General features: G+C 40.3%; 21 protein-coding genes. 13 read left to right on the top strand and 8 right to left on the bottom strand.

From position 1 onward, the window contains the following. Positions 1 to 161: 161 nt before the first annotated feature. Together KHA99_RS16025 and KHA99_RS16020 are read left to right on the top strand one after the other, a co-directional pair. Positions 162 to 1,337 (top strand): GNAT family N-acetyltransferase, encoded by a 1,176-nt coding sequence (locus KHA99_RS16025; RefSeq protein WP_213118475.1) that lies wholly within the window; start codon positions 162 to 164, stop codon positions 1,335 to 1,337. A 192-nt stretch (positions 1,338 to 1,529) separates the two neighbouring features. Further along, positions 1,530 to 2,084: a GNAT family N-acetyltransferase gene (locus KHA99_RS16020; RefSeq protein ID WP_213118474.1), complete on the top strand. Its 555-nt coding sequence runs from the start codon at positions 1,530 to 1,532 to the stop codon at positions 2,082 to 2,084. A 189-nt stretch (positions 2,085 to 2,273) separates the two neighbouring features. On the opposite strand, the gene KHA99_RS16015 is transcribed toward KHA99_RS16020, so the two are convergent. The 3 genes from KHA99_RS16015 to KHA99_RS16005 all read right to left on the bottom strand — a co-directional run bounded on the left by KHA99_RS16015 (position 2,274) and on the right by KHA99_RS16005 (position 4,990). Beyond that, positions 2,274 to 3,281, bottom strand: a complete 1,008-nt coding sequence (locus tag KHA99_RS16015) for a DUF3231 family protein (protein ID WP_213118473.1) — start codon at positions 3,279 to 3,281, stop codon at positions 2,274 to 2,276. Between the two features lie 187 nt (positions 3,282 to 3,468). Then, positions 3,469 to 4,485 (bottom strand): DUF3231 family protein, encoded by a 1,017-nt coding sequence (locus KHA99_RS16010; RefSeq protein WP_213118472.1) that lies wholly within the window; start codon positions 4,483 to 4,485, stop codon positions 3,469 to 3,471. Between the two features lie 280 nt (positions 4,486 to 4,765). Further along, positions 4,766 to 4,990 carry an SHOCT domain-containing protein gene (locus KHA99_RS16005; protein ID WP_213118471.1) on the bottom strand — a complete coding sequence of 75 codons (225 nt, stop codon included), beginning with the start codon at positions 4,988 to 4,990 and terminating at the stop codon, positions 4,766 to 4,768. Between the two features lie 382 nt (positions 4,991 to 5,372). Here KHA99_RS16005 and KHA99_RS16000 point away from each other — a divergent pair, with 382 nt between their 5' ends. The 3 genes from KHA99_RS16000 (at position 5,373) to KHA99_RS15990 (ending at position 8,307) form a co-directional block, all read left to right on the top strand. After that, a complete protein-coding gene (locus tag KHA99_RS16000) occupies positions 5,373 to 6,839 on the top strand; it encodes a sensor histidine kinase (protein WP_213118470.1) in 1,467 nt (488 codons plus the stop codon). Further along, positions 6,817 to 7,509, top strand: coding sequence for a response regulator transcription factor (locus tag KHA99_RS15995; RefSeq protein ID WP_213118469.1), 693 nt, complete (start codon positions 6,817 to 6,819; stop codon positions 7,507 to 7,509). Before KHA99_RS16000 ends, KHA99_RS15995 begins: the two co-directional genes overlap by 23 nt. A gap of 174 nt (positions 7,510 to 7,683) precedes the next feature. Then, on the top strand, positions 7,684 to 8,307 hold the full coding sequence (locus KHA99_RS15990) for a DUF2306 domain-containing protein (RefSeq protein ID WP_213118468.1): 624 nt from the start codon (positions 7,684 to 7,686) through the stop codon (positions 8,305 to 8,307). Positions 8,308 to 8,400: 93 nt separating this feature from the next. Here KHA99_RS15990 and KHA99_RS15985 read toward each other — a convergent pair whose 3' ends face one another. Continuing rightward, entirely contained in the window at positions 8,401 to 8,859 is a 459-nt protein-coding gene (locus KHA99_RS15985; RefSeq protein WP_213118467.1) for a CBO0543 family protein, read from the bottom strand. After that, a complete protein-coding gene (locus KHA99_RS15980; protein ID WP_213118466.1) occupies positions 8,859 to 9,353 on the bottom strand; it encodes a CBO0543 family protein in 495 nt (164 codons plus the stop codon). The genes KHA99_RS15985 and KHA99_RS15980 overlap by 1 nt, the downstream gene beginning before the upstream one ends. A gap of 267 nt (positions 9,354 to 9,620) precedes the next feature. Between KHA99_RS15980 and KHA99_RS15975 the strand changes: the two genes are divergently transcribed. Next, positions 9,621 to 10,610 carry a UCP032817 domain-containing protein gene (locus tag KHA99_RS15975; RefSeq protein ID WP_213118465.1) on the top strand — a complete coding sequence of 330 codons (990 nt, stop codon included), beginning with the start codon at positions 9,621 to 9,623 and terminating at the stop codon, positions 10,608 to 10,610. Positions 10,611 to 10,673: 63 nt separating this feature from the next. Here KHA99_RS15975 and KHA99_RS15970 read toward each other — a convergent pair whose 3' ends face one another. Together KHA99_RS15970 and KHA99_RS15965 are read right to left on the bottom strand one after the other, a co-directional pair. After that, positions 10,674 to 11,690, bottom strand: coding sequence for a DUF4179 domain-containing protein (locus KHA99_RS15970; RefSeq protein WP_213118464.1), 1,017 nt, complete (start codon positions 11,688 to 11,690; stop codon positions 10,674 to 10,676). Continuing rightward, on the bottom strand, positions 11,687 to 12,256 hold the full coding sequence (locus tag KHA99_RS15965; protein WP_213118463.1) for a sigma-70 family RNA polymerase sigma factor: 570 nt from the start codon (positions 12,254 to 12,256) through the stop codon (positions 11,687 to 11,689). Before KHA99_RS15965 ends, KHA99_RS15970 begins: the two co-directional genes overlap by 4 nt. A 342-nt stretch (positions 12,257 to 12,598) precedes the next feature. Here KHA99_RS15965 and KHA99_RS15960 point away from each other — a divergent pair, with 342 nt between their 5' ends. From KHA99_RS15960 to KHA99_RS15950, 3 genes are all read left to right on the top strand, one after another. After that, positions 12,599 to 12,937, top strand: a complete 339-nt coding sequence (locus KHA99_RS15960) for a PadR family transcriptional regulator (RefSeq protein ID WP_213118462.1) — start codon at positions 12,599 to 12,601, stop codon at positions 12,935 to 12,937. After that, entirely contained in the window at positions 12,927 to 13,604 is a 678-nt protein-coding gene (locus KHA99_RS15955) for a DUF1129 family protein (RefSeq protein ID WP_213118461.1), read from the top strand. The genes KHA99_RS15960 and KHA99_RS15955 overlap by 11 nt, the downstream gene beginning before the upstream one ends. A gap of 153 nt (positions 13,605 to 13,757) precedes the next feature. After that, positions 13,758 to 14,675: a ketopantoate reductase family protein gene (locus tag KHA99_RS15950; protein ID WP_213118897.1), complete on the top strand. Its 918-nt coding sequence runs from the start codon at positions 13,758 to 13,760 to the stop codon at positions 14,673 to 14,675. A gap of 238 nt (positions 14,676 to 14,913) precedes the next feature. On the opposite strand, the gene KHA99_RS15945 is transcribed toward KHA99_RS15950, so the two are convergent. After that, positions 14,914 to 15,216 (bottom strand): winged helix-turn-helix transcriptional regulator, encoded by a 303-nt coding sequence (locus KHA99_RS15945; RefSeq protein ID WP_284037179.1) that lies wholly within the window; start codon positions 15,214 to 15,216, stop codon positions 14,914 to 14,916. A 171-nt stretch (positions 15,217 to 15,387) separates the two neighbouring features. Here KHA99_RS15945 and KHA99_RS15940 point away from each other — a divergent pair, with 171 nt between their 5' ends. Genes KHA99_RS15940 through KHA99_RS15925 form a run of 4 tightly spaced genes read left to right on the top strand, consistent with a single transcriptional unit; the run spans position 15,388 to position 18,384 of the window. After that, entirely contained in the window at positions 15,388 to 15,795 is a 408-nt protein-coding gene (locus KHA99_RS15940; protein WP_213118459.1) for a DoxX family protein, read from the top strand. A 15-nt stretch (positions 15,796 to 15,810) separates the two neighbouring features. Then, positions 15,811 to 16,659: a VOC family protein gene (locus KHA99_RS15935; protein ID WP_213118458.1), complete on the top strand. Its 849-nt coding sequence runs from the start codon at positions 15,811 to 15,813 to the stop codon at positions 16,657 to 16,659. A gap of 35 nt (positions 16,660 to 16,694) precedes the next feature. Beyond that, positions 16,695 to 17,759, top strand: coding sequence for an LLM class flavin-dependent oxidoreductase (locus KHA99_RS15930; protein WP_213118457.1), 1,065 nt, complete (start codon positions 16,695 to 16,697; stop codon positions 17,757 to 17,759). A 25-nt stretch (positions 17,760 to 17,784) separates the two neighbouring features. After that, positions 17,785 to 18,384, top strand: coding sequence for an NADPH-dependent FMN reductase (locus KHA99_RS15925; RefSeq protein ID WP_213118896.1), 600 nt, complete (start codon positions 17,785 to 17,787; stop codon positions 18,382 to 18,384). The last annotated feature ends 275 nt before the right edge of the window (positions 18,385 to 18,659 follow it).

The following is an 18,659-nucleotide window of genomic DNA, read 5'->3' as shown; positions in this document are numbered from 1 at the left end:
TGGGTCAGGACTTTTATCAAATAACCAATTGATATTTTGAAAAGAATCTGCCAGGTGAACGGTCAAGGTATTCTGTGCAAGGTTTGCTAACTTTTGGTAAAATTATGAAAGGAGTCATTTTTCTAAGCAATACATGCAATGAACAAAAAGGGGTTGGCCAAATGTTAGTAAGAGAAGTGACCGAAGCTGAATACCTAGAATCTATGAAACTATCAGAATACGCATTCCAATACAAGGTTCCGGTGGAAAGCATACCTGCTCGAGAAGAAGCATTGAAAAACCACAAAGTTTTAGGAATATGGGATGAGAACACCCTTGCTGCCAAACTACATATTATCCCGCTAAGCATTTATATGAAGGATGCTGTATGGAAAATGGGCGGCATTGCCGGAGTGGCCACCTACCCAGAATACCGAAGAACCGGTTACGTCAAATCACTCATGATCGAATCCTTAAAACAGATGTATGATGATAATCAGATCGTATCTCTTTTACACCCGTTTGATATCGGTTTTTATCGAAAATATGGGTGGGAGATATTAAGTGATAAGAAAAGGGTGACGATTGAAAAAATCAACCTTAAGTTCCTCGAACCACAGCAGGGTTTTATAAAAAGATATTCAAAAGATACCCATAATGAGGAGATAGAAAGGATTTATCAGCAGTTTTGCAGTCAGTATACAGGGATGCTGAAGCGTGAGACCGATTGGTGGAAGCGGAGCGTGTATGATGATCATTCCCAGCTTGCTGTCTATTACCGTTCCAAAAACGAGGCTTTAGGTTATATGCTGTACGAGGTGAAGGAACATAAGATGGAGGTTCAGGAGTTCGTTGTGATTGACCATGAAGCGAGAATCGGGCTATGGAATTTTATCTGCCAGCATGATTCCATGGTTAATACCGTGACGATGGAACTTGCCAGCCAGGATCCTTTCTCATATTTCCTGTTGCAGCCCAATGTGAAGCAGGAGATAGTTCCTTATTTTATGGCAAGGGTCGTGGATGCTGAGGAATGCTTAAAGAGATTTCCGTTCCTGCATGAAAATGAGTCCCTTTTCTTGCATCTCGAAGATTCACACGCACCGTGGAATAATGGCAGCTATTTACTCGGAAACGGAGAAATAAAGGTGTTTAAAGAAAAAACAGGCGGCCAATGTGTTCATCCCCCTAAAAAAGGAATTCAACTGAACATCAATGCCCTATCAGCCATCCTATTTGGCTACAAAAGGCCAATGGAACTTTATGAAATGGGCTACTTAAAAGGCTCCAAGAATGAGATTAAACTTTTTGAGAAGAAAATCCCGCCAATCAAATCAGCATTTTTTGACTTCTTTTGATGCATGGGGACGGTTCTTGTGCATCATTTTTAGCCTCTACTTCGAAGATCCTATGGGTGTTCGCCGCGGGTTGAAGACAAAAGGCATCCAAATGAACAATGTTGGATGTTTTTTTGTTGTTATACAAGATGCTTGAGAAGGATAACAGAAGTATGTTGGAGAAGTGAACTAGGAATAAGGAAGAGTTTTGGGGTGCTTAAAGTGGAGATAAGAAGGCCAAACCTTGAGGACACAAAAGAGTTACACTTATTTTTTAAAACCGTGATTACTGATACGTTCATGAAAGAAGGATTAGCAGATAGGCAGAAAGATATTAAGGATGAAATCGAAGCGAAGGAAAAATATTTAGCAAGTGATTTTGAAAGCAATGGTGATCATCGATATTTCTTGATTGCTTTAGATGGAGATAAAATTATTGGTTCAATAGAATTTGGTCCTGCAAGTGATCTTATCTGTAATTGTACAAACAACGCTTTCAAAGGGCTAATTGAGGTGGGTACAGTTTTTGTACACCCTGACTTCCAGAGAATGGGGGTAGGGAATTTGTTGTTGAATGCCATGTATATTACAATGAAGAAGAAGGGCATAGAAGTTTTTTGTTTAGATAGCGGATATACTCGTGCACAAAAGATCTGGATAAAGAAATTCGGAGAACCTACTTATTTGTTAAAGGACTATTGGGGAACAGGAAATGATCATATGATTTGGAGAATCAAGGTCAGTGAATTGAGCGGAGATTTAGGGTGAGAAGCAATAAGAACATAATTTCAAGGCTCTGAAATACTCTCGGTTAGGGCAGAAATACTCTCGGATAATCCGGCAATTCTCTCAAGAAACAAGCGGATGGCTCTTATGCATCAATTTCAGCCTTTTCATGCACCCAACAAGGTCCAAGGGCCAGCAGGCAGAATGAGGCAGAAGAACCGTCCCCATGCCTCATTTTTTTGATAACTCATCCCTATCAGCAGCCATAGGGGGTTGTTCTAACCAACCGTTTTTGATCATAATGTTTGCTCCTTCTTCTGCATACTTTGCTATTTCTGCAGAAAGCCTGACATAGTGCAGGCCTAAATCCTTCCTAGGGCTCATTGCCATACTTGTTCCATAAAATCCAATGCTAAGGGCGATTAGTGTCGTAGTATAAAACATCATCAGTTTATCAGAAAAGGTAGATGCGGTTGAATCAGTTACTTCGGTACCCCACGACATAGGCGTAGGGAGGTCACCCTCAGTTAGAATGGAACCAAATAGTTCACAGTGTTTTTTAGCAATGTCCTTTCCCCTAACCAAATACTCGGCAACCTCTTTTGACTGAGCGACCTGACTAAATCCCAGCAAGGTTGCCACCCCAAAAGCATTTCTTTGAAAGTTGGCAAAGAGGTTTGTAACTTCTGTACCTATTAAAGGTCTCTTTTCTCCAAAAAAACCCTTTAAAAAACTTTTCCTTTTAACAAAATCAATTTCATCTGGTATTGGTAAATAGGGAGACCGAATATAAAGACCTTTTGATAATAAGAGTTCTTTTACCTCTCTTAGAAATGTTGTTAATTGTGAAATACACTCATTAAAATGACTATAAACATCTCCCCTGACAGATAAGGTCAGATTCATGCTATAACCTTGAAGAGCGATTTGAGACGATTGATGGAGGTAATGTAACACATATGAATCTGAATACAATCTAGGAGCAGATATATTTACATCTTCATCGAGTTTAAAACCATAGGGGATCGGATACTTTTCTTTATTGAAAATTTCAGTTAGAGTTTTAAGATTTCCTTGGGCAATATCAAAGGCCCTTTTAAGGATTGGTTTAATCTCTTCATCCTCTACTATGGATAAAAAATACTTGAACTTGCATGAAATAGCGGTGTCATTGATATATGAAGCCCATAAAGATGTAATCTCTGCTGAGGTAAGTCTCACCTGATTTCCAATCTCCATAATCTAACCTCCAGTAAATTTAGACAAAAATTCTCTAATATCAATTTCCCCAATACACCCTGATATATGTAGCAGATGTAAAGACAGCTGCGAAAGAAAACAGGGGTCAGCTTAGTTAGAGAAAAGGAAATTCCGTTAATTTTTTATAATGAAAAAAGCGTTTTAACGTACATTTGGCGGCCTCAGATCACGAATCTTGCATCAGATGATCCCTGTCAATCGCTTCAGGTTGTTTTTCTAACCATCCATGTTTAACCATAATATTGTATGAAATTGCACCAGCCTCCAAAGCGTGGGTAAATACTTTAGTATAGTTTACGATTATATCCGATCTAAAGCTGGAACCTAATGATGCACCATAATAAGTAAGGGCTGCATTTACTAAAAAGCCTGCGTGAAACATAATCAATTTGTCAGAAAATGGACTTACAGTAGAATCGGTAATCTCTGCATCCCATTTCTCAGGTATTGGCAAATGATCCTCTTGCAATATAGTGTCAAAGCTTTCAGCATCTTTCCCTGCTAATTTAACGTTTTTTAACATAAAATTACGAACATCTTCATGCACTGCTACCTGACTAAAAGCCAAACTTAATGAACTGATAAATCCAGTTTTCGTTGAATTAAAGAAAAGGGTGCTGACTTCCGAGCTATTTAGTGGACGTTTTTCTCCAATTAAATTTGAAATGAATCCCGGTGTTTCCATGAATTCCGCCCAAGGAGGCGAAGGGATGGAGGGGACACTTGAATATTTTGGATCACTTTTAGCCAATTTCACTATTTTTTGAAACAATTCCTTAGATTCTTCCGTACATTTAAAAAAATAATTTTGAATGTCTTCTCGTTCTGTATTTGTAATCGCTAAGCTATAAGCGGTTAACCCATGAATGGTCATAATATAGGAGTAAAATAGTAAAAATTGATCAGAAAACAGACGTGGGGCATTAATATTCACGTCATTCTCTGTAAATCCGATTGGGACTTGGAAATTTGCACTTTTCAAGAATTCGGTGATTTTCGCAATATGACTCTCAGATAACTGTAAAGAGAATTCTAAGATAGGTTTAATCTTATTATTTTCAACAATTATAAGAAAATATTTGTAAACACAGATCGCCATACTATCGCCCATATACTGAAGCCAAAGAGCGGATACTTCTGCTGCGGTTAATTTATTTGCCGATTTCTGCTTAAAAATCCCCAACAAAATACCTCCAGTTTTTCCATTTATTATCCTGAGATTATTTTATGGTATTGAATATGAAGTATACAGATAAATTGAAGTTGATGCATGGGGACGGTTCTTTTGCATCATTCCAAGGTCCAGTTTAGTTTCGTTTCCGGTAATGATCCAGCATTATTGGTGAATAATCAAAAAACCTCAGTTCCAGACAACCGAACTGAGGTTTTTTGTAGTAGACGGGCTTGTCAGCTTTTATAAAAAAAGACAACTGTAGCCCCCATTTAATGAACTATCCCAACGTTTACTTCTGTTTCCCGCTCAAGAAATCCTTCAGCTTTGTGTATTCTTCAATTGTGATTTCTCCCGAGGCCAATCGCTTATCTAAAATAAGCAGGGGATCATGATGATGCCTGTCCTGATAACAGAAACCTCTTTTACCTCGCCATAATCTGAAATTGGCAAAAATCAATCCAAGTAATAATAAAAAGAAGATAAAACCAAATGGGTGAAAATAGCCCCAATGCATAAACATCGTCTCCTTTAGGTAAATTCGTTACATGTTCAGAATACATTCCGTTTCTAATCAAACTTTGAACAAAACCTAAAATATTGATAAAAAGTTCTGTGAAGAATTGGAATGTGGATATAGAAAAAGCTTTACCAAATGATATTTAAAGTACCTTTTTTGAATTTTATACTTTTTTTAGAATTGATTTAGAAGTGTTTTAGACATATGGAGTAGGATGAATTATAGAAAGCTTCGGCAAGCTGAATTCGCTGGTGTATAGAATTGGGGGAAGTTTTTCAAACACTTGTGAAACTTATCAATACGTTCCTACTCCTGTTATCATAATGTTTAAAGCCGGCTTGATTTGTTTGAGAAAAAACAGCTCTAAGGAGATGTGCCCATGTCTATCAAGAAGAGACTATTGCTTTCCTATATCGCGATGACCTTTATTCCCATCGTCTTGTTTGCCTTGATTGCAACAGCACTGTTCTCAGCCTTCTACACAGATATGGCGGGAACAGGGGGAAGGAAGGGGATGCCGGCCTTTTGGGAGGAGTCTGCTCAGCGCCGCGACCTGATTGCCGGGGTGAAATTTATGGCTCAAACAGAACCTGAGCGTTTCATGGACCGTGACTTTTTGAAAAAAACAGACGAACAATTGAATCGTTTGCAGACGGGACTCGTGGTCTTAAATAATAATCGGGTATCATACACATCTCCTTTCGTGGAAAACCTTGAACTTAAACAGCCAATCCAAGAGATGAAAACGAGCTGGACCCAAAATCGCCGGGAAAAGAGTCGTTTTTCAGTGGAAAAGTACGATATAGCATTCAGTGATGGAACTTCTGGGACGGTATATTTCGTTTCCGATTTGAAATCGTTTTTCGCCGAAGCTAGAAAGTTTTTTCCGTTGCTTTTTTTATCGCTGCTATTGGTCATTGGGCTAACGAACGGATTCCTTACCTATTTAGTTTCCCGCAGCTTTATCCAACCATTGTACATGTTAAAAAAAGCTGCGAATCACTTTAAGGAAGGAAACTTGGATCATGAAGTTAAGTTAAAACGAAAAGACGAAATCGGGGAGTTGGGGGCGGCGTTTGAAGAAATGCGTGCCCGCTTGCATGAATCCATACATCTCCAGCTGCAATACGAAGAGAACCGCAAAGAACTCATCTCTAATATTTCGCATGACTTAAAGACACCGATTACTGGGATAAAAGCATGTGTTCAGGGCATCCAAGATGGTATTGTGGATACGGCCGCCAAACAGGATAAATATATGAAGATGATTGCGAAAAAAGCCGAAGATATGGATGTTTTGATAGATGAATTAATGCTGTATTCCAAGCTGGATTTAAATCGGCTGCCATTTCATTTGGAACCGTTGGATATTCGCTCGTTCTTACGGGATTATGTCGAAGAGCTGCGTATCGACCCGCGAATGAAAGGCATCAAGCTTACGTTTTCCACCTCCAATGATAATCCAGTTCCTGTAATGGCCGACCGTGAAAAGTTGAGCAGGGTGATGGTGAATATTATCGGCAACAGCCTGAAATATATGGATAAACAAGAAATGGAAATCCTGGTGGAATTGTTTGCGGATGAGGAGAAAGCGACGGTTCATATTCGGGATAACGGACTGGGAATTGACAGTGAAGCGCAGCAGCATATTTTCGACCGTTTCTACCGAGCAGACCCGTCTCGGAATACGGAAACGGGAGGGTCCGGCCTTGGTCTTGCGATTGTCAAACAAATCGTAGAAGGACAAGGTGGAACCGTTTGGGTGGAAAGCCAATTAGGTGAAGGGACCGGCATTTATTTTACGCTAATGAGGGTGAAGACGATTGAAACGAATTCTGATCATTGAGGACGACGAGGTCATTGTTGAAGTAGAAAAAGATTATTTGGAGGCAAGCGGGTTCGACGTGGAAATTGCCACAAGCGGAGATGCCGGTCTTAAAAAGGCACTTGAAGAGGAGTATGACCTAATCATCCTCGATCTCATGCTTCCAAATACGGACGGATTTGAAATCTGCCGGCAAGTCCGCCGGGAGAAAAACATTCCTATCTTAATGCTTTCTGCCAAAAAGGAAGAAATCGATAAAATCCGCGGTCTCGGACTCGGCGCAGACGATTACATGACCAAACCATTCAGTGTCGGCGAGCTGGTGGCACGGGTCAAAGCCCATCTTGCTAGATATGATCGATTGATGACAGATAACCTGATGAGACAAAAAGACGAAATCCGTATCCGGGGGATTCGCATTGATAAGCTGTCCCGTAAGGTATTTTTGAATGAAAAGGAAGTCTCGTTTACCTTGAAAGAGTATGACCTGCTCTTGTTTCTGGCGATGCACCCGAACAGGGTTTTCAGCAAAGACGAACTGTTCGAAAAAATATGGGGACTGGATTCTCTGGGTGATAACGCCACGGTAACCGTGTTTATCGGCAAACTGCGCGAAAAAATCGAACCGAACCCATCCAAGCCGCAATATATCGAAACCATTTGGGGCGTCGGATACCGGTTTAATGTTTAAATGATGCATGGTGATGCATGGGGACGGTTCTCATGCATCATTTTAGTCGTTTTTTTATTAGAAGTTTGAGTGATATTATTTTTATACTTTTTTTAGATTTCGTTTAGAATCCATTTAGACACATCCATTACCATTACTACAGGAGATAGTAACAAAATTGGAGTGTGAATTAGATTGAAACCTAAAAAAAGCTGGTGGATTTTAGTCATTTTATCCTTGGGAGTCATCATTCCCTTTGCGGCTCCCTATTTGACATTTAATCCCGCAAATAGCCGTGTTTCTTTCACAGCGGCGGCCATACAATTTCCTTTATTAGTTGCTCATATTATTACAGCATGTGTTGCACTGCTATCGGGCTTTTTTCAATTTCTGGAGCCGATTCGAATAAAGGCACCTAAGGTCCATCGTTATCTTGGAAGAGTGTATGTAGGCAGTGTTTTCATTAGCGCGATTCTCGCTTTGGTATACACCTTTTACGTTGAGGATTTTTCAAAAGCTACTTCCTTCTCAGTATTAGCACTTTTATGGCTTTTCACCTGCTGGAAAGGTTATCGAACCGCTGTGAGGAAAGACTTTGACGAGCATCGCAAATGGATGATTCGCAGTTTTGGTATCACGCTAGTAGCAGTAAGCGGACGCCTTGTCGTACCGGTATTGCTATTAACCTATGGCATTTTAAAAGGCTTCTCTCTTCCGGAAGGCAGGGAGGCAATGGTAGAAAAGGTGCTGAACGTGAATATATGGGTTGGTATCATTGTTAATTTCATCGTTATTGAGTGGAGGATACTCAAGGAATGATGGATGATGCATGAGGCTTCCGCACAGCTCCATGCAACCATCATGGAATCTGGACCGACACTACGGATGAGGCAAGAGAACCGTCCCCATGCATCATTTTGCGAAAAACCAGTTACAAAATAAACGTGATATATAGAACGCAAGGCAAATGGAAATCCAAGATATATACCAGGCCCAGTGTATGTATGTAATGAGGTCGGTGTATTTTTCGATAATAATTTCGCCGATCGTCAACACGGAGGTAAAGCCTACATAATAAGCCAATTGAAAAATAGTACTTCGGTTATTGGGATACCAGACATTAAAGGCGGCACATATGACCGGAAAAGCAAAGTACTCATATGTGAAGCTCGTCCGATTGACAGAAGGAAATAATCGAACAGGATATTCAAGCAGTCCAAGCTCCACGACTACTAAACCTATAAGAAAGGTAATAACCTGTTTGAACAATATAGCCACGACGGCAAGGCGAAATTTATTTTTCGGTATGAAGAAAAGTATCCCTGTTGACACTGCGTAGACGGAAATTAAGATCCACCATTCCATTCTCATCAGATACCCCGCCGTTCTGTTTGAAACACAGCTTTGTCTTTAAAGAACCAATTGCACAAGACTTGACTCACGTAAAAGAGAAACCAAATGTAAATCCACATCCCCCACCAAGTCAACCATTTATATTCTAATAAATCAGTAAATCTCTCGAGGGTAATATCAGACAACGTGATGGCAGAGACCCAAACCAAAAAGTATGTAAATCTGGGCCATCGGCTGCCCTTCACTTTCTTATGCACGTAATATAGGGAAAACAAAATTGGATAAAACCAATAATCGATTGTAATGGGGAGATGGCTCGCTTTAGGGAACTCCCGAACAGGCGCACTTAACAAACCAAGTTGAAACGAAGGCATATCGCAAAGCCAGATGATGGCTTGAAACATCATGAAGGCCAAGATTCCCTTGCGCCAATCTTTTCGTGGAATAAACAAAAGAAAGCCAGCAAAGCCGAACAGCCACATTGCAGCCAAGATCAAACGCTCCATCTGCATGTCTAAGAAACTCCATCTCTCGTGTAGGATAATTTTAGAATGATGCATGGGGACGGTTCTTATGCATCATTTCAAGGTTATTCACTAAATAGGAACCCTGATTCGGCACCGCAGGATGAGGCAAGAGAACCGTCCCCATGCATCAACAAGGATTGTTAAGTTTGGGTAAATTTTCTGAAAAAACCTTAAAACTATATTATCTTTGTATTATAATTTTTATTGGTTAGGAAATTTTTCCAAACAGGACATCCATGAGGGGGGATTGGAATGACTGCGGGTGTGATTATAGCAGGGGTAATCGTAATAGGTGTTATCGGCCTATATAGTTTGTCGGCGGATAAAAGGCGGCCAAAATTAGCCAAAGAGAACATCCCGGCCAACCTAGGTGTACTAAGTCATGTCCCGATACAGCCTTTAATTGATCAATTGAACACCGCACTAGACGATGACTACATACAGCAGGTAAAACAGCGCTTTTTAAAGGATTTTCCGAATCGGAGTGAAGATGAATTTGAATGGCTGCTGTTTGAATTAAAGCGGTATTTCATCGTGGCCAATATTTTAAAGAAGGCGCCGATGTTTAGTGAAGACGTCGATGAAATCTGGCATGAAATGATTCTTTTTACAAAAAATTATCAGGCGTTTTCCGAGAAATTCTTAGGAAAAATGCTGCATCATACGCCGAACACCAATCCTGAACCGGCACCACAGGAAAGAGCCTTTTTTGACTGGATTTTTTCACAGCTGTTTGAAATTAATCAGTTCAGCTGGAAAACGTGGGGGAGTTTTTTCAAGTACCCAATGGAAAGCGCAGTTTTAAAGGAATTTAAGGAAAATAGTACGGAAGCCTTGATAGAAAAATATTTTCAGCGGAGCGAGGAAAACAAGGATCTTCTTGAATATTTGGTTAATCGGCTGAAAAAGCAATTAAGCGAAGCTGATAATATGTATCGTGCTAACCCGAAAGGTTCATTTTCGAAGCAGCGGACATATGGCGATATGGCTCCACTCGCGCTGGGGATGGTTTTTTTCTCGTATTTTTATTTTGATCATTATTGGGACTACATGAGAACGATTGCCTTTGCTGAAGCGGCAAAGTATACAAGCGGCTGCACCACCGCTGTTTTCTGCGGATCCGCCTCTTCGGACGACTCTGGGAATCATTCCGGGAATTGCGGCGGGGACAGTGGAGGAGGAGATGGCGGGGGAAGCAGCTGCTCATCCTGCTCGAGCTGCGGAAGCGGATGTTCTTCTTAAGATGAAGCATGGTGACGGTTCTTGTGCCTCAAAAAAATGAGGCACAAGAACCGTCCCTCTGCATCACTTTAGCTCGATAGTGAAGGGGTCCATTTCTTTTGTTTCTAATCCTTTTCCTGAGCCAAGGGAATAGTAGATGACTGGTACAAGTGTTAGTGATTTTGCGTTTGGATTGATGGATTTGATTGTACTGCTCCATTCAAAGGATCTCCCGTTGTCACGGCTAACACCGCCGTTTCCATCGGCGCTGTAGCTGTTGCCTAAATCATCTTGTACATTTTTAATGTCTGCGGTCACATGCGGCCATTTGTCTAGAATACGGGGATCTACAACCTGTTCGTAGTGGATCACTGTCGACAAACCATTCGTTTCAATGGACTTAATGTTAACTGTCACACCATGATTGGTAACGGACCGATTCACAAGTTTCGTTTTGTTTTCCAAAGCGGACACTTCAAAAGCGAAATGCCAATCCCCTGCAACAGATTCTTTTGTTTCAAGATTGACGAATGCAGTCGGTTCCCAGCTGATTTCAATACGGTCGCGTTTGTTCCCACGAAACGTTGGTGTTATTTTTTCCGTCCCTACATAAGTGGTGGCATTCACTTTTTTCATCGTACCAGTTGACCCAATTGCCTCGGCTCCCTTTACGTTAAATGCTGATGACGTGCCAGGATTTGTTCCTAAATCTTTATCGGTTTCAATCGCATAAGAAACAGTAATCGAAGATCCATCGAATACAGCATCCTCAATCATGATGGATACACCATTACTTGACTGGGTTTGTGAAATGTTTGTTGCGAATTTCGAATAGTTGCTAGTATAAGAGTTTTCATCTTGAAAGTAACTCATAATATTATTCATAAATGGAATCTGGGATGCGAGTGATGGTACGGCAAAACTAGCACCAATCGTGGCCCCAAGTACAATCGTTGCTGCCACTGCCATATATTTAAAAACCTTAATTTTCTTCTTTGATCCCATTACATGCTGTTTCACGCGTTTTTTTTCCATTTCACTGACTTCCACAGGTTCGATTCCTTCAATATCGATATCTGCTAACTTTATATAGTCATTCATATAATGAATTGCTCCTTCAATTTCATATTTTCCGCTAATTTTTTCTTCCCACGATACAATCGATTATCGACTGCAGCTTTTGATAAATGCAAGGAATCGGCAATTTCACTATTACTCATCTCTAAAAAGTATTTCATGATAAAAATATCGCGATCCAGTTCAGCTAGCTTGCATAGTTCAAAAAGCAGCTCATTTTTTTGTTCCCGATCTAATACGGACTTTTGTAAACTCGTAGGTGAACTAATTTGTTCAAGTTCAACGGGAGGAGCCTCGCGTGCAGTCTGTTTTTCAAAGATTCGATAGTAATCGATTGCTTTATACTTTGTGATGGTGCCAATCCACTTTTTGAAATCTGCCGTATCTCCATTAAATTGGTGGCTGTTTCTCCAAACCTCTAAAAACACATCATTTATGCAATCATCTACGGCATCACGTTTGCTAAGCGGCTGTAATATTTTTAGTGAAATGGCTTTAACAAAGGGCAAATATTCATCAATGACATACTCTAAGGCATCCTCTTTTTGCTTTTTTAAACGTTTAATAAAATTCTTGTTAGAAACGGCCATATTTTATCTCCTTCATTTTTTGAAAAAGCTTTTTCACTAACTATAACGAAGCAACCATCGGCATATTCTCAACTATTTTGAATTTATTTTACAATAATGAGGCATGGGGACGGTTCTTTTGCATCAAAAATATGTTGCATCAGGTACCGAATACGGACCTTGGGCCGGACGCGATATGGGGCGGGAGAAGTGTCCCGTGGATGTTCCCACTCCATGCATCAAGACTTGACCGATTTCCAAAAATGGGTTATGCTGGGTATAATAAGCTATCTTGTTTTGCAAGGTAGCTAAATTAAAACATAGTATCTTGTATTACAAGATACCGATAAGGACGAAACGTTTATGTCACTGAGAAGCCAATTATTAAAAGGGATTTTGGAAGGATGTATTCTATCAATCATTGAAAAAGAAACGGTTTATGGTTATGAACTATCACAGAAGCTTCAACAATTTGGCTTGAATGATGTAAGTGAAGGATCCATTTATCCCATTTTGCTTCGGCTCCAAAAGGAGGGATTAATTAAAGGTGAAATGCGCGCTTCCCCAACAGGTCCTAAACGGAAATACTACCAACTTACCATCGAAGGGGAAAAGGCAATAGCTGAATTTCGAGAAGAATGGGAAAATATTCAGAAACCTGTAGATAAATTGTTAAATAGGGGGTTTAATGATGAACGCTAAAGAGTTGATTGAACTAAATAATCGAAAACGAAAAGAATTGACGAAAGAAAATGAAGAATATTACGGTAATATGCTCGTTTATATTCGAGCGAGTATGGCCGTTTCGGAGCAGCAATCAGAAGAATTATTAATGGAGCTTTTAGATCATATCATTGAGGCACAGAAAGAAGGAAAACGAGCTGTGGATATATTTGGAGAGAATCCATCAGCTTATTGTGATGAAATGATCAAGCAGTTACCTAAAGAATCGGGGAAAAGCACAGCCTATTTTATAGTCTTTTTGTTAGTGAAGCTGGCAGGCTTAATAGCTGTAGTCAATGGGATAGGAGACATCATTATCCACTATTTTAAAGATAACGATCAGACTGTATATGTCGGGACAGCCATTGTTACGTTTATAATCGTTGCTTGTATCATTTTTCTTGATGTGGTTGTAATCTTAAAATGGCTGCAACAATCTGTTTACAAAGTATCAAATAAAGTAAAAGATTTTGTCTTACTTTCTTTCATTATGACACTATCTATACTCGGTATGATTTTTCTGCCTAGACTGCTTCCTAACTTTGGATATGTAATAGAAGTTGGAGGCTTTATATACCTAATTGCCGGAGTCGCAACACTCAGCATCTCCAAATGGTTAGACCGCAAATATTGTATTACAAAATAAAATTGAGGCAAGGGGACGGTTCTTATGCATCAATTCAGTGGATTTCGTTCGGAAGTATGCTGCAATATATACCGAATGCGGACCTTGAGCCCGACCGTGGAATGAGGCAGAAGAACCGTCCCCATGCATCACAAGAAAGGAATTAAGGTTGTTATGGAAATAAAAAAGGTATCGATTATTGGATTAGGAGCTTTAGGGATTTTGTTTGGCCATCATTTGACCAGGAAAATGGCAAAGAATGATGTAAGGATTATTGCCGATCAGGCTCGAATTGTGAGGTATCAAACTGACGGGGTTTATTGTAATGGCGAACGCTGTGAATTTCATTATGTAACACCTGAGGAAAAATGCGAACCTGCTGATCTATTGATTTTTGCTGTGAAATATGATGGGTTGGAGGACTCGATCCAAGCTGCAAGAAATCATGTCGGAGAAAACACAATCATTTTATCACTGCTAAATGGCATTAGCAGTGAAGCAGTAATTGGCGAAGCTTTTGGAATGGATAAAATCCTATATAGTGTCGCCCAAGGCATGGACGCCGTTAAGATTGGAAATGATCTAACTTATGCCAATAAGGGAATGATTTGTTTTGGGGACCGGGAATTTGGAGAGATTTCAGATAAGGTCAAGAGTGTAGCGGCATTTTTTGAAAAAATGGAACTCCCTTATCAGGTAGACACAGATATGAAGAAGAGATTATGGGGCAAATTTATGCTCAACGTCGGTGTGAATCAGACCGTTGCTGTTTACGGGAGCGACTATGGTGAAATCCAGCGGGAAGGACAAGCAAGAGATACGATGATTGCTGCTATGCGTGAGGTCATTGCACTGGCTGAGAAAGAAGGAGTCCATTTAACGGAGGCAGATTTAGACTATTGGTTAATCGTGCTGGGCACATTGAGCCCTGAAGGAAAGCCGTCAATGGCTCAAGATGTCGAAGCAAAACGATTCAGTGAAGTCGATTTATTCTCAGGCACGGTTTTGGAATTAGGGAAGAAATTTGGAATTCCTACGCCTGTCAACAGTGAGCTTTACGAGCGGATTAAATTGATGGAAAGTGAGTATTAATTAGTAAACACAAAGGGGTGGACTCCCATTACTATGAAGTAGCGGAAGTCTGCCCCTTTGTTTATAGGTTTCAACTCTGATATTTTCGAAAAGTATTTGAGGCAAAAGAACCGTCCCCATGCCTCAAAAAATAGGGCAGACTCCCATTATAATAAAGTGGAAGTCTGCCCTTTGTTTATAGGGTTCAACTTTGATATTTCGAAAAAAATATTTGAGGCAAAAGAACCGTCCCCATGCATCACAACCAGTTTTGTGACCAGTCTTCTATGCTGTTCATGAGCGGTTTTAGTGCCAGGCCTTTGTCGGTTAATGAATACTCGATTCGGACTGGAGTTTCCGGGAAGACTTCCCGTTTTACGATTCCCTCATTTTCCAAATCCTTTAACCTTTCTGAGAGCACTCTGCCGCTTACACCAATTGAAGATTCAATCGTGCAAAACCGCTGCGGACCAGATAAAAGTTGGTAAATAATCATACCAGTCCATCTTTGGCTCAGAAACCCCATGGCTTTTTCAAAGCGAGGACAAATCGATTTATCCAATTGAATCAACTCCTTATTAATTATTATAAACATATTTATAAATAATTAAATTGTTTTTTACAAATTACATACTTGACACTACTAACTTATCACAATATACTTACTTACATAAAGTAACTAACTAACAAATTGTTTTTAAAACAAAAACAAAATCAAAGGAGTGCATAGTAAATGGCAATAAAAAATGAAGTGGTAACAACTATCTTACGAGTATTTTTGGGGGCAACCTTCTTAATACATGGGGTTGCAAAATTCCAAGGCGGCATTGAAAATACGGCTGGCTTTTTTGAAAGTTTAGGTCTTCCAGGCTTTTCAGCGTATGTGGTTGCTCTAATTGAATTGATTGGTGGCATCGCGGTTATTTTAGGAATAGGAACAAGGGTAATTTCGATACTATTTGCGATTGTTTTAGCTGTTGCCATTGTAAAAGTAAAAATTGCTGTCGGATTTCTTGGCAATGGTCAAATGGCAGGCTACGAGCTTGACTTAGCTTTAATGGCAATTTCTATCTATCTTGCTGCAGCAAACAAATCTGTTCTAGCTTTGGATAACGTCCTGTTTCGCTCTGAGAAAGCCTAAAAGGAGGTAACAAAAATGAACTTTCATCGTGAACCTATTACATTTGTAGGCCAAGTGAACCTAAAGGTAGAAAATTTACAACGTTCATTAGCTTTTTATCAACAGGTGATTGGTTTTAAGGTATTGGAACAATCTGAAAGGTCCGCTAGCCTTACTGCTGATGGAAAGACCGTTTTATTATCCATCGAGCAACCAACGAACGTGGTACCTAAGCAGGGAAAAACAACCGGATTGTATCACTATGCCCTGCTACTTCCGAAACGTTCTGATTTAGCAAGAATCGTGCAGCATTTTGCAGAAATCGGCTTGCGGTTCGGTTCATCCGATCATCTTGTGAGCGAAGCTCTTTATTTATCTGACCCTGATGGAAATGGAATTGAAATTTATATCGACCGTGACCCTTCCTTATGGAATTGGAATAAGGGAGAGGTGGCAATGGCCGTTGACCCGTTGAATTTCTCCGACCTGCTTTCTGGCGGGAAACAGCCAGCATGGGAAGGGCTGCCTGCGGGCACGGTGATGGGACATATCCATTTACATGTTTCCGAATTAAAAAAGACAGAAGAGTTTTATATAAAAGGTCTTGGATTTGAAGTGGTAAACCGATTTGGAAGTCAGGCACTTTTCATTTCTGATGGCAAATACCATCACCATATTGGTTTAAATACTTGGAATGGGGTAGGAGCGCCTGCACCTTCTCCTAATAGTGTTGGGCTTGAAACATTTACACTCATGCTGGCAAATGAGGAAAAGAGAAATAATATAATAATTCAACTGAAGAGTATTGGAGCATCCCTTGCTGAAGAAAATGGTTCGTTCATTACTTCTGATCCTTCAGGTAACCGCATTATCCTGAAAGTATGAAAAATTATTCATCATAACTGGAGGAATTAGCTGTTATGGGACAGGAAAGAAATACTGGAATAGAAATTGGCCTCTATACACTTGGAGATATATGTGTAGATCCTACTACTGGTCAAACGGTCAGTGCAGGACAAAGAATAAAGGAAATAATGGCTGCGGCAACACTCGCTGACGAAGCTGGACTTGATGTGTTTGGAGTGGGTGAACATCACCGCTTAGACTATGCCACGTCTTCCGTTCCGGTCGTATTGTCCGCCATTGCCCAAAAAACTAAACGAATTAAATTGACAAGTACCACGACTGTATTAAGCACGGTTGATCCTGTTCGCCTGTTTGAAGATTTTGCTACGCTGGATTTGCTTTCAGATGGAAGGGCAGAAATCATGGCAGGCCGCGGGGCATTCATAGAATCCTTCCCTCTATTCGGGTATGACATAAATGACTATGACGCTTTGTTCTCTGAGAATATCGAATTATTTTTAAAGCTAAATGAAAACGAACGAATTACTTGGGAGGGCAACTTTCGTTCATCTTTAAAAAATGCAGAAATTGCCCCGCGGCCTCTGCAAAATCAGATTCCTGTTTGGGTGGGAGTAGGGGGAACGCCGCAAAGTGCGGCCCGTGCTGGAAGGTTAGGCGTTGGGATGGCTTTGGCAATACTTGGCGGCGACCCAGTACGATTCAAGCCACTGGTAGAACTGTACCGTAATGCGGGCACTGCAGCGGGGCATGATTTGGAAAAATTAAAGGTAGGCGTTACAGGCCACGGGTATATTTCAAAGACAACCCAGCAGGCCAAGGATGAATTTTATCCTTACTATTCAAACTACTGGTATTCTGTAAACCTCCAGCGTGGGATGACAGGTGAAAAAATATCAAAATCGGATTTTGAATATATGACAGGTCCAGATACCGCCTTATTTGTGGGAAGCCCACAACAGATTGTGGAGAAAATCCTTCGACAACACGAACTGTTTGGACATCAGCGGTTTATGGCTCAGATTGATATAGGTGGTATTCCATTTAAGAAAATAGCTGAAGGAATTGAATTATTAGCGACAGAAGTTGCGCCAATTGTTCGGAGAGAAACAAGTAAATAAAAAATTTATAGGCGGTGTAATTAAGATGGGCTTTATAGGTAAACTATTTGGGAAAGAATCTAAGGAGGAAGTTGCTATGACTACAGAAAAATTAAATATTGGAATCATTTTAGGGAGCACACGCCAAGGGCGTGTAAGCCCACAAGTCGGCGAATGGGTTAAAGGAATTGCCGATAAACGTGGGGATGCCAACTATGAAATCGTCGATATTGCGGACTTTAATCTTCCATTCTTAGGTACAACAGATGGTTCAGAGCCAGGCATTGCAGCTTGGAATGAGAAACTGGCAAGCCTTGATGGATTTGTGTTCATCGTTCAAGAATACAACCACAGTATTACGGGTGCGTTAAAAAACGCGATCGATTTTGCTCGTGAAGCTTGGTATAACAAAGCTGCTGGTATAGTAAGCTATGGCTCAACTGGCGGTGCTCGTGCAGCTGAACATTTGCGTGGAATTCTTGCCGAACAAAAAGTAGCAGATGTTCGCACACATCCAACTTTAAGCCTATTCACAGACTTTGTAAATGGATCTGAATTTAAACCACAAGAACTACATCTCAATAACGTAAATGCCATGCTTGAAGAAGTTAATGCGTGGAGCGGAGCTTTAAAAACATTACGATAAAATAGAAAATCACCAAAGAGGCTGACTCAACTTGAGCAGCCTCTATTTTTTTGAGGCATGGGGACGGTTCTCATGCATCAATTCTTTTTTTTTCAGAATGCGGTACTATGTTCGAACACGGGGCTTTAGCAGGCACTGGATGAGGCAAAAGAACCGTCCCTATGCATCATTTAATACAGTAAAGCGTTAATTTGCTTCATTGCTTGAAAATTCTTATGTAATTATAATCTCTTAAATAAGGTAATAGAAGCAAATTAGTAGAGGCATAAAGGCAG

The sequence above is a fragment of the Neobacillus rhizophilus genome (assembly GCF_018343535.1).
In the GTDB taxonomy this organism is placed as follows: Bacteria; Bacillota; Bacilli; order Bacillales; family Cytobacillaceae; genus Neobacillus; species Neobacillus rhizophilus.
The sequence above is the reverse complement of the archived record's forward strand: the minus strand, read 5'-3'. Positions and strand labels throughout refer to the sequence as shown.